A 13,004-nucleotide genomic window follows, 5' to 3' on the forward strand; every position below is an offset into this window, starting at 1 on the left:
TTCTTCTCAGGTTTATTCATTATATTCATCTTTAGATTTAAATAATGACGGAAAATCTGAAATAATTAGATTAGAAGCATACCGTGAGGGTACTGCGACATCTAATCTTAGAGGGATATTTATTGATGCTTATTTTAAAGAAGGTACATGGATCAATACATCAATTGAAAAGAAATGGGCAGATAATGTTTCTCCATTTTGGGCTGATCTTTATGATCCAGTAAATTTTAATGGTTTTGTTTCAACATTAATCCCTTTATTTGTTAGGGATAAAGGATTAGCAGGAACAACTTCTGATTTTGCTGTTTTGGGAGATATGGGGATATCTTATTTCAATTTTTTCAGGCATAAAGATGATCAAACTCTTTTAGCAGAAGTGAACAATGGTAATGGTGTTCGTAGTTTAATTACTTACAATAATCTTAAAAATGGAAATGGAATCTATACGACTTCAAATGAATTAATTGAATATCCATATTATAATGTATTGAATAATAAAAATAGGAAAGTAATTTCAGAGATTAGAGAATTGAATTCTGGATCACCAACTAAGAAAAAACAATTTAAATACTATGGAGCAGTTTTTGACACAGCAGGAAGGGGAATAAGCGGATTTCAAGCAACAACTTCAACTAATTGGTTTGTTCAACCTTCGGATATAATCTCTACTGTAAATAAATATGATTTTGCTAAGAATGGAGCTAATACTGAAACATTTTCTATGCCGGGATTAATTGAACCTAATTATGTGCTGCAATCTACAGATTCATACATAGCAAGAACCGTTAATACATATAACCATGAAGATACGGGATATGTAGATCCTTTGCTGAGTAATAAGGTATTCAAGTTATTTAAAACAAAAACGGAAAGTTTTAACGGTTTAGCAGGAACAAGTTCTGTTACTACTGTTAATTATAACAGTTACAATAATCCTGTTAATTCAACTACGACAGTTAAGAACGGAACAACGGTAGAGAAGGTAAGTACGAATAATTTTAATTATGATCCGGTTGTTTCATCTCCTTATATTGTGGATAGGTTAAATGGTAAAACAACTTCAACCACTATATATCCTAGTGGTGATGCTTATGCTTCGGAAGAACAGTATGTTTATGATGGTAATTTACTGAAAGATATAAAAAAGCGAACAACTAACTCAGGTTTGACTTCAGATTTTATTACAGAGAGTAATGAATATGATACTTATGGAAATTTAATTCAGAAAAAGTATTCTGCGCCTGGTATGACAGATAGAATTACAGACTATGAATATGATGCCCAAACCCATCGTTTTATAATAAAGAAAACAGATGTGGAATTACAAGAAACGTTGTATGAATACGATCAAAATACAGGGCTGTTATTATCTGAAACTGCTCCGTCTAATTCAGGTTTCCCGTTAAAAACAACATATACTTATGATAAATGGGGAAAACTTACCAAAATAACGGATTACTTAGGGAAGCTTAGTGCTATAACATATTCTAATTTGGCAAATAATCAAGGTGTTTTAAAGACCGTTTCAAATTCAGATAGTAGCTCGACAAAAACAATTATAGATCCGTTGGGAAGGGTTTTACATGAAGGTTACAAAACTATTGAAGATAAATGGAGTGTAAAATCTACTGAATATAATATTTATGATCAGCCAATAAAAGTTACAGCTAATTATTTTGACGGAGATACACCAGAGGTCTGGAATGAAATGCAGTATGATATCTATGGAAGGTTAATACAATCGAATCATTTAAAAACAGCATCTTCTGCCGGTAAAGTGACTACACATAACTATAATGGGTTAACAACAGTTGAAAATGACGGTTTAAAAACTAAAACAACGGTTAAAAACGCAATAGGGCAAGTGATTTCTTTGGCGGATAGCCCGGGCGAAATAGTTAATTATGAATATTTTGCTAACGGTAATCTAAAAAAAGCAATAACAAGTGGTTCTGCAATAGAAATCCAGCAAGATGCATTTGGCAGAAAGAAAACTCTTATCGATCCGTCTGCCGGAGTCCGAAATTATGAATATAATAAATTCGGTGAGTTAATTAAAGAAGAAGTAGTGGGCAAAGGATTTACAGAATTTGATTTGGATGATAGTGGGAAATTACTGGAAAAGAAAATTACTGAGGCAGGAACTTTAAAATCTAAAGCAACTTATATCTATAATAGTAACAGGCAATTATCAAATATTGTGTTTAATGACTATGCAAATAATAGCATAATTGATTATGCTTATGATTACGATGATTATAAGCGTTTGATCTTTAAAGAAGAAATAGGAAACCAATTCTATTTTGAACAGAAAATTACTTACGATGGTTTCGGTAGACCGGAAAAACAATTTTATTCGGCTAAAAATCTTTCAGATAATAAAATATCAAATAAATGGATAAAAACAGAATATAAAAACGGATTTAGCTGGAAGATGTATGATATGCAAACTCCATTTGCTTCAGGAGTATTATTATGGGAAACAAAAGAGATAAATGAAAATGGAGATATTTTATCAGCAGGATTAAACGATAACTCACTTTTGTTGAATAAATCATATGATATGTATGGATTTCCAACTCAGATAAAATATTCAAATGATCTGTCAGATTATATGATTCAAAATACAGTATTTGATCCTATCTATGGCAATTTAACGCAGAGAACATCTAATTTATTCGGAACAACTTGGACAGAAAATTTAAGTTACGATCAATTAGACAGATTAACAACATGGAAAGATAATGAAGGGGTTCAAGATCAGACTTATAATGGAAATGGTACAATTGATAATAATAAAATAGGAAGCTACGCTTATACTATTTCAAATAAACCATTTCAGGTATCAACAATAACGCCGCAATATCCTTCGGCAGTTTATGATTACTATGCAAACAGAGAGCAAAATATTAGCTACGATATCAATAAAAAACCGGTTAGTATTACAGAACTAAATGCTGAAAATATTGATTTTGAGTATAATCCCATGGATTCCAGAAGTGTTATGTATTATGGGGATTTAGAACCGCTTAAAACCGATAGAATCTATAGAAAATACTACTCAGCAGACGGTTCTATGGAAATTAAACGGAACCTGGCTACTAATCAGGTAGAATTTATAACCTATGTTCAGGGAAGTCCGTATTCTTCTTCAGTAGTGTTAAAATCAGATGGTGCTAACCAAGAATACCTATACTTGTTAAAAGATTATCAAGGAACCATAAACGGAATTGTTAATGCAGCCGGTAACGTTATTGAAAAGCGCCAGTTTGATGTTTGGGGGGCTTTAATTAACTTTGCAAATGCCGGTGGAATAACATCTGTACCTGTCACAGCAAATAGCTTGGTGTTAGACAGAGGCTATACAAGCCATGAGCATTTGTTGGGAGTAAATATTATCAATATGAACGGACGTATTTATGATTATAATTTGCATAAATTTTTGCAACCCGATAACAATATTCAGGACTTTTATAATACTCAAAATTATAACCGTTACGGTTATGTCATGAATAATCCTACTAAGTATACCGATGAAAACGGAGAATTATTTTGGCAATATATTGTAGGGGCATTATTTAATGCCTATGCTTCGGGCTATCAGTCCAGTGGTGATTTTAATCCGTTACATTGGAACAGTACTGCTTGGACAAATGCCGGAATGGGGGCGGCATCATTTGGTGCTTCAACAGCCGTTACTTATTATGCAGATAATTATATTTCAAATTATGGGAATGATAATATTGAATATCAGGATATTCCGGAAAATGATATATATGTTAATCAGCAAAGAGATTTAAATGATAATCCTTTAATTTGTACAATTGGATGTCATAATATAAATGAAGATAAGTTTGAAAGATATGATGTTTACGCTGAACTTGCAGATGATAATGCGATGTTAGGTTATTTTATAACGACTATGGATGCACGCACTCAGATAATGAGAAAAGGAAGTATGTTCGGAAAATATTCAGCACCATTGGCAACTTTCTTCGCCGCAGGTTCTGTTTATTCAGATTATTTATCAGATTCAGATAGAACTGAATTTTTTAAGAATACTACTCAAACAGGAGTCGAAACTTTTGTAGGATATAGTAATCCGACCTTATCCATTGCTTTACATGTTAATTTTGATGACGCTAGAAGTTCTGATGGATTAACTAATTTAAGTAATGGAAGGTTGGCTAGTTCCTATATGGTTAATTATAATCAGACATTAACATATTTAAAAAATAACTTCTATAACAAAAGTTATCCAGTAGAATACTATAAAGGTAGTATTGATCAAGAGACAGGAAATAATAAGTTTGATATGTTTATCTGGTATTCAATCACATTTCAATGGACAAAGGCTAGAAATTTAGCAAAACAGTAGTTATTATGAAGCCAGATAAATTAAATAAACAGTATTTTGAAACGAAAAAAACGTTTCAGAATAAGAAAGTAAAAAAAATTAGTTTTAGAAGAGGAATTTATAATTTGATAATTTTTTTTGTTATGCTTTTCATTTATAACATCCTTTATAAAGATTGTACAAACAGAATTGAGGAGAATAAGAGAAAAGAGATAATTAATGAGAATAAGAAAATTAAGGATTAAAAATGTCCGCTATTTGAGTAATATAGAAATTCATTAATGTTATAATATAATTAATATAAAAAGGGTATTTTTGAATATACGGTTAAAAAAAGGATTGTTCTACCTTATCATGCTTATTTCCAGTTTTGCCTTTTCACAAGGTGAAGCCAATATTTGGTATTTTGGACAAAATGCGGGCTTAGATTTTAACAGCGGTAGTCCAGTTGCTTTAACAAATGGTCAATTAAATACTTTAGAAGGTTGTGCCACTATTTCTGATAGTAGTGGCAATTTGTTATTTTATACAGACGGGATAACGGTATGGGATAAAAATCATGCCGTTATGCCAAATGGCGCAGGGTTAAACGGAGACCCTTCTTCAACACAATCAGCCACAATAGTCCCTCAACCCGGTTCATCAACAGTTTTCTACATATTTACATTAGATGCTTTTGCCGGTCCTGACGGTTTTTGCTATTCAATTGTGGACATTTCGCTAAATGGAGGAAATGGAGATGTTATTGTAAAAAATGTAACTATTTATACGCCGTCAAATGAGAAACTTTCAATTATAAAGCATGCAAATAATATTGATTATTGGATAGTGACCCATGAGTGGGATAGCAATAACTTTATAAGTTATCTATTAACATCATCGGGACTCAGTATTTCTAATCCAGTAGTATCAAGTGTAGGAGCAATGGTAACAGGTTCTACAGATAATTGTTGGGGACAAATGAAAATTTCGCCAGATGGTTCAAAATTAGCTATAGCAAATTCTTTCATTAATGCAGAATTATTTGATTTTGATATAAATACAGGATTAGTATCAAATCCAATTGAATTTTATAATCAAAATAATTGCTATGGTATTGAATTTTCAGTAAACAGTCAAGTTTTATATTTAACAAATTTAGATGGAAATCAAGTAAACTTTAAAATATTACAATTTGATTTATCTGATCCTTCAGTAATAAATGGAAGCATGCAGATAATCTATACAAGTAATACAAATTCACAAGTGCCAACTTCTTTACAATTAGGTCCAGATAATAAAATATATGTTGGTCAAAATAGTAAAAATAGCCTTAGTGTTATAAATAATCCTGATGTTTTGGGTTTTGGTTGTGATTTTCAATTGAATAGTATTGATTTAGCTGGGAAATTTTGTAAATATGGACTTCCACCGTTTGTCTCTTCTTTTTTTTATAATCCAACCATTCAATTCCAAAATGCTTGTGTAGGCGAAAATGTTATTTTTAATTTAAGTAATGTAAATATAGTGTCTGCTTCATGGAATTTTGGTGATGGAAGTACTTCAAATAGTTTAAATCCTAATCATGTTTATGCAAATCCGGGTACTTATACAGTGTCGGTAACTACGAGTAGTTCTAATGGTACAGGTACTGCTACACGGGATATTGTTATTTCAGAAGTTCCAACCGCTACACAACCATTAAATATTTTGGTATGCGATGACAACAATGATGGGTTTTATAGTTTTGATTTAACACAAAATACCAATGCCATTCTAAACGGACAAGACGCCTCACAATTTAATGTACGTTATTTTTCAGGAACAAACGAAATTACTGATCCGGCAAATTACCAAAATACAATAGCTTACACTGTAGAAACGATAACCGCTGAAGTATATAATGTGGATAATGCGAGTTGTAAAGTCATTACAACTTTTGATATTCAGGTTTTTGAAAGCCCGGTTCCTGCGACAACGATTCAACCGATAACAAAGTGTGACAATACAAGCTTTGGAACAGATACGGATGGAAGAGTTATTATTGATTTAACGGAAAGGCAAAATGCTATTTTAAATGGACAATCAACAGCTACTTTTGCCGTAGCGTACTATACTGATAATGGTTTAACCAATTTAATAGGGACACCTAATAATTATGTAAATACAAATAACCTTGAAACTATTTATGTAAAAGTTTACAATACTCAAAATCCGGATTGTTTTGCTACAACATTTTTTCAGATAGAGGTCTTTAGCTTACCGGTTGTGAATAGTCCGGTTATTTTAAAACAATGCGATGATAATAATGACGGTTTTAGTGCATTTAATCTTACCGAAGCGATTGGTTTAATTAGTAGCGATACGACTTTAAACTATACTTTTTACGAAACATTATCATTAGCCGATAGTGCTTCAAATTCTATTACTAATATGACAGCTTATACCAATCAAATAGTCAGTAATGATGTGGTATATGTAAGAGTAGAAAATACAAACGGATGTTATCGGGTAGTTACTTTAAATTTAGTGGTTTCAACCACTTTAATTTCAAGTAGTATCCAACAACATTTTTATGTATGTGATGACACTGTTTCCGGTTCCGATACAGATGGAATAGCAACTTTTGATTTTAGTAGTATAAACACAGTTATTCAGGCACAATACCCGTCAGGTCAGTTGTTAACAATAACATATTATAGGAATCTTGCAGATGCTTTAGCGGAACAATATGCTATAGCTGATATTTCAAATTATTCTAATGCAGGTTATCCTACTACTCAAAATATTTATGTACGCGTGGATAGCCAAATTAACAATGAGTGTTTAGGTTTAGGACATCATGTAACATTGCATGTAGAGCCTCTTCCGATAGTCCAACCCCAGTATTATTCACATTGTGATGATGATCAAGACGGACAATTTGCTTTTGATACGACTAGTTTAGAAAGTGATTTATTAAATGGCTTAACCAATGTAACCGTTTCTTATTTTGATACAGCGGGAAACCCTGTGACAATGACCAATCCTTTTACTACTACCACGCAAACATTAACGGCAAGAGTAATAAACAATACAGCTACTGCGTGTTTTTATGAAACAACAGTGACTTTTACAGTTGATGATTTACCACAAGCGTTTTCAGTTCCTAATGGTTTAATTAAGATATGTGATGACGAAACTATTCCAAGTCTTCAAGATGGATTGTATGCTTTTGATACTTCCGGTTTTCAAAGTATTATTTTAGGGAGTCAAACAGGAATGGTAGTTAATTATTATGATGAAAACGGAAATGCATTGCCAAGCCCGTTACCGAATCCTTTTATTGCAAGTACACAAAATGTTTTGGTTGAAGTAATAAATTCAGTAAACACAAATTGTATTGCAACAAATACATTGGTATTTGAAGTATACCCTTTGCCTATTATCGATTTGTATGGAGAAGAATTAGTGTGTAGTAATGATCCAACTTTTACTAAAACAATCAATGCAGGTTTAATTGATGAAACATTACAGAATAATTATAGCTATAATTGGTATTTAGACGGAGGATTGATAACAGGAGAAAATGATTATGAATTAGCGGTTAATACAGAAGGAATTTATACTGTTGATGTTATTAGTACTGATGGTTGTGTTGTAACAAGAACAATTCAGGTCAATGCCTCAAACATTGCCGCAATTCAGAATATTGATATTGTGGAGCTATCGGATAATAATTCCATAATCATTGATGTTACCGGAGAAGGAGATTATGGGTATAGTTTAGATAACGAATATTACCAGGAATCCAATTCCTTTTATACTATGGAACCTGGAATTTATACAGTTTATGTTCGTGATAAAAATGGATGCGGAGTAGTAACAGAAGACGTTTCTATTTTAGGAATTCCTGATTTCTTCACGCCAAATGGAGACGGATATAATGATACATGGAATATAAAAGGAGCTAATACTCATTTCAACGCACAAACTATAATATACATATTTGACAGATATGGAAAATTAATCAAACAGATAAGCCCTGTAGGAAACGGATGGGATGGTACTTTTAATGGAAGTCTGATGCCTTCAACAGATTATTGGTACTCTATAGAACTGGAAAATGGAAAAATAATCAAAGGACATTTTAGTTTGAAGCGCTAGTTGTTTCCCAATCCTATTTGTACTTTTGTACTATGGAAGAACTAAGCTTGCAAGAATTGCATCAAATAGCAATGAACCATGTGGGGAAAGATTTAGAATCCAGAGGTTTTGAATTCATCGCCATAAACAGTCAGTTGCGAAAACATCCGCAGTTTATTTGTGTCGATAAAGCCAATACATTACACTTTGTTATGGTACAGGTTGTTTTATACCCTGAGAATCCTAATGAATACGATGTGATCTTTATGGAAACTTTTTTAAAGCATGCTAAAGAGAAAAAAGCTAAGGTGCTGTTTGCCGGTGTGGGCATAGCTAATGCCGCTGATTTTGAATTACCGATTTACAGAACGTCAGATTATATTATCAATTATGATGGATTTAAAGTTTTATTATAGCCTGATATTAGGGCTGCTTTTATGGAGCTGTCAACAACCTGAAGAAGAGACGTTTTTCGTTATTCAAGGACAAGCTCAGGGAAGTACATACAGTATAAAATATATTGCTAAAGAAGAATTAGTAAGCAAAATTGAGATTGATTCTTTATTGGAAGCTTTTGATAATTCTCTTTCCACCTATAAACCAACATCAAAGATTGCAAAAGTTAATTCAGGTGATACAACAATAGTTGTTGATAAATGGTTTACTGATACTTTTAATGCGTCTCAAAAGATATATAAGGAAACGAACGGTTTGTTTGATCCTACTATCGGAGTTTTGGTCAATGCTTATGGATTTGGTCCGGGACATCAGCACCATAACCTGAGTCCGTATCAAATTGATAGTTTGCTACAATATGTCGGTTTTTCCAAAGTGAAGATCAGTTCAAGCCAAACTATTCATAAAGATTTTCCGCAAACGTATTTTGATTTCAATGCTATAGCGCAAGGTTATTCAGTAGATGTAACGGTTGATTTTTTGAAATCAAAAGGGATTCAGGACGCTATTGTCGAAATCGGAGGAGAATTGTTTGCTATAGGAAAAAATACGATTCAAGATAAAAACTGGATAGTCGGAATAGACGATCCGCTGCAAACACCCGAAGAAAGAAAATTGATCGCAACGATAGCAGTTGAAAATTTAGGGATGGCCACATCCGGAAATTACAGAAAAGTAATAACTGATTCGATAACCGGAGAAAAATTTGTGCATACTATTAATCCGAAAACCGGAAAGCCACAAAAAAGTAATGTACTTAGCGCAACGGTTTTGGCTTCCACATGTATGATGGCTGATGGTTATGCGACAGCCTTTATGGTAATGTCTTTAGAACAAGGGAAAGAATTCTTGAAAAAGCATCCTGAATTGTATGTAATGATTATGTATGCAGATGAAAATAATAAATTACAACAACTACAGACAGAAAATTTTAAATTACTTTTAAAATAATTGTCACTTCGAGCGGAGTCGAGAAGTCACACAATCGGAAAGATTATTATTTTTTGAACTGTTTTAGAAAACTATTTAAAAACGACCGGAATGATTTCGCCTTTGGCTAAACAATAGCGATCTACTTGTTCCGGTGATAGTTTTGCGGTATAGTCTACTTCGTTTACTTTGAAGCCGATGCTTCGCAGTTTGTCAAAATAATCCCTCCCGTAAACGCGTACATGGTCGTACTGTCCGAAAATTTTAGCACGCTCTTTAGGATCCGTAATACTGTCATCCGTAAACGTAACAGCACGGTTTAAGTCTTGTGGGATCTGGAAGATTCCCCAACCTCCCGGTTTCATTACCCGATATAATTCCTGCATTGCTTTTGTGTCATCAGGAATGTGCTCTAACACATGGTTGCAAAAAACAATGTCATAGCTGTTGTTTTTAAAAGGCAAATTACAGATATCGGCTTTTACATCGGCTAATGGTGATAACAGGTCGGTTGTGGTGTATTCTAAATTGGCTTGTTTTTTAAAACGCTTGTAAAATTCCTGTTCCGGAGCAAAATGCAGAACCTTTAGCTTCTTTTCAGAGCTGAAAAAATCGGTTTCATTTTGCAGGTACAACCACAATAAACGATGTCTTTCTAAAGAAAGTGTACTGGGTGAGAGTACATTGTTGCGTTGGTTTCCGTAGCCATAAGGTAAGAACATACGGAAGCTTTTGCCGTCAATAGGATCCGTATAGCGATTTCCTTTCAACAGAAAAGCCAGAATAGGTCGTACCACTATACTCAAACGGATTAAGATAGGACGGGGAATAGTATTTAAAACAAGCTTGAATAATTTCTTCATTATAACACTAAAGGAACTTGTCTCAGACCATCTTCTTCGTTACTGGTAATGCCTAACGCTTCGTAGATGTAAGCAAATGTTGAAAGCAACTCAGGTTTACCGTCAATAATAGCAACATCATGTTCAAAGTGAGCACTTGGTTTACCGTCAGCAGTTGTAATTGTCCAACCGTCTTTATGCTGACGAATGTTTTTAGTTCCCAGATTGATCATTGGTTCTATAGCCAGAACCATTCCGTTCACTAATTTTTTACCGCGACCTCTTTTACCATAGTTCGGTACTTCAGGGTCTTCGTGCATTTTTCGACCTAAACCATGTCCGCACAATTCACGGACAACACCATAACCGTGTTTTTCACAATATTGTTGAATTGCATAACCAATGTCTTCCACACGATTTCCTGCTCTGGTTTCACGAATTCCTACGTATAATGATTCTTTTGTTATTTTTAAAAGCTCTTTAGTTTCGGGAGCTATTTCACCTACTTCAAAAGTATAAGCGTGATCTCCGTAAAAGCCATTTTTTAAAGCACCACAATCCACAGAGATGATGTCGCCTTCCTGTAACGGAGTATTATTCGGAATACCATGTACAACTTGAGCATTAGGACTCATACAAAGTGAGTTCGGAAAGCCATACATTCCTAAAAAGGCAGGTTCTGCTCCGTAGTCTCTGATGAATTCTTCTGCTAATTTATCTAAATATAATGAGGTAACACCGGGTTTAACTTCTTTGGCAAGCATGCCTAATGTTTTAGAAACAATCAAAGCACTTTCGCGCATTAATTCGATTTCTTCTTTAGTTTTTAAAACAATCATTCTTTGAAAAATTAAAGTGCAAAAGTACAACAATTAATCCTTTTTTGAAGTTCAGAGACAGACTTTTGAGGGAGCGGAGGCAATTTTGTCTGCGAAAAGTAGTAAATTGACCGTATAAAAGAGTGAGGAATATCATTTTTAGGTTGAAAACCTCAAGTTAACTTTGTTGAAAATAAATAAAAAACAAAATATGAGTAAGTATGTTTCGGCTGCAGATGCTTTAAAAGTAGTGCAGTCGGGTAATAGGGTTTATGTGCAGGCGGCTGCGGCTACACCAACAGTCCTGACAAAGGCTTTGGCAGACAGAGCCGGGGAACTTCGCAATGTAGAAGTTTGTCATTTGCACACGGAAGGAGAAGCTGCTTATGCCAACCTAGATCTGGCTGAGAGTTTTCATGTGAATTCTTTTTTTATCGGGGCTAATGTTCGTCACACGCTGAAAGCAGGGAACGGATCTTATACTCCGGTTTTTTTGAGCGAACTACCTCATTTGTTTCGCAATAAGATCGTACATTTAGATGTAGCGCTGATCCATGTTTCACCACCTGACAGTCACGGTTATTGTTCTTTAGGGGTCTCCGTTGAGGCTACTGTGGCAGCTATTGAAAATGCTAAATACATTATCGCTCAGGTAAATCCGAATATGCCTAGAACTTTCGGAGACGGTGTGTTGCATGTAAGTGAGATCGATTATCTGGTTGAAGTCAATGAACCGATCTATGCTCATGAGGTAGCACCGTTTACCAAAGAAGAAGAAAAGATAGGGGAATATATAGCCTCATTGATAGAAGACAGAAGTACGTTGCAAATGGGGATCGGTTCTATTCCTAATGCGGCTTTAAGTAAACTGGTCCATCACAAAGATCTGGGACTGCATACAGAAATGTTTTCAGACGGGGTAATAGACCTGATCGAAAAAGATGTGATCAATTGTAATTATAAAGGTGTTTTGAGAGGTAGAGCTCTGGCTACATTTTTAGTAGGTTCTAAACGGTTGTATGATTTTGTAGATGATAATCCGTTTTTAGTAATGAAAGAATCCTCTATGGTAAATGATACGGCTTTTATTCGTAAGAATCCTAAAATGGTAGCTATTAATTCGGCTATTGAAGTGGATTTGACCGGACAGGTGTGTGCAGATTCCATTGGTACAAGAATGTATTCAGGGGTTGGTGGCCAAATGGATTTTATAAGAGGAGCCTCTTTAAGTGAAGGCGGAAAAGCAATTATTGCTCTGCCATCTGTGACTAAGAGAGGAGAAAGTCGAATTGTTCCGTTCTTAAAAGAAGGAGCCGGAGTGGTTACAACGCGGGCACATGTTCATTATGTGATTACGGAAAACGGAATTGCTGATTTGTATGGAAAAACATTACAGCAGCGCCAAAAAGAATTGGTTAGAATTGCACATCCGGATCATCAGGAGGCAATAGAAAGAGCCTTTAGTACTATGAAATAGTTAAGAAATTATAAATATTT

The 13,004-nt window shown here is 34.1% G+C and carries 7 protein-coding genes; 5 read left to right on the forward strand and 2 right to left on the reverse strand.

Features of this window, described 5'->3' with window-relative positions:
- The 4 genes from NHF50_RS09290 to NHF50_RS09305 form a co-directional block, all read left to right on the forward strand.
- On the forward strand, nt 1-4,378 hold a 4,378-nt coding region (locus NHF50_RS09290), incomplete at its 5' end, for an RHS repeat-associated core domain-containing protein (RefSeq protein ID WP_308219314.1).
- Nucleotides 4,379-4,672: 294 nt separating this feature from the next.
- Nucleotides 4,673-8,482 (forward strand): T9SS type B sorting domain-containing protein, encoded by a 3,810-nt coding sequence (locus NHF50_RS09295; RefSeq protein ID WP_252775997.1) that lies wholly within the window; start codon nt 4,673-4,675, stop codon nt 8,480-8,482.
- 32 nt (nt 8,483-8,514) lie between these two features.
- Entirely contained in the window at nt 8,515-8,877 is a 363-nt protein-coding gene (locus NHF50_RS09300; protein WP_252775999.1) for a Na(+)-translocating NADH-quinone reductase subunit F, read from the forward strand.
- A complete protein-coding gene (locus tag NHF50_RS09305) occupies nt 8,852-9,868 on the forward strand; it encodes an FAD:protein FMN transferase (RefSeq protein WP_308219315.1) in 1,017 nt (338 codons plus the stop codon). Before NHF50_RS09300 ends, NHF50_RS09305 begins: the two co-directional genes overlap by 26 nt.
- A gap of 71 nt (nt 9,869-9,939) precedes the next feature.
- Here the strand turns inward: NHF50_RS09305 and NHF50_RS09310 are convergent, their stop codons facing one another.
- Together NHF50_RS09310 and map are read right to left on the reverse strand one after the other, a co-directional pair.
- Nucleotides 9,940-10,710: a class I SAM-dependent methyltransferase gene (locus NHF50_RS09310; RefSeq protein ID WP_252776001.1), complete on the reverse strand. Its 771-nt coding sequence runs from the start codon at nt 10,708-10,710 to the stop codon at nt 9,940-9,942.
- The gene (gene map / locus NHF50_RS09315; RefSeq protein WP_252776003.1) at nt 10,710-11,528 is read right to left on the reverse strand and encodes a type I methionyl aminopeptidase; all 819 of its coding nucleotides are present in this window, start codon (nt 11,526-11,528) and stop codon (nt 10,710-10,712) included. Before map ends, NHF50_RS09310 begins: the two co-directional genes overlap by 1 nt.
- 190 nt (nt 11,529-11,718) lie before the next feature.
- Here map and NHF50_RS09320 point away from each other — a divergent pair, with 190 nt between their 5' ends.
- On the forward strand, nt 11,719-12,984 hold the full coding sequence (locus tag NHF50_RS09320) for an acetyl-CoA hydrolase/transferase family protein (RefSeq protein WP_252776005.1): 1,266 nt from the start codon (nt 11,719-11,721) through the stop codon (nt 12,982-12,984).
- Nucleotides 12,985-13,004: the final 20 nt, after the last annotated feature.

Source organism: Flavobacterium sp. NRK F10 (genome assembly GCF_024054235.1).
In the GTDB taxonomy this organism is placed as follows: domain Bacteria; phylum Bacteroidota; class Bacteroidia; order Flavobacteriales; family Flavobacteriaceae; genus Flavobacterium; species Flavobacterium sediminis.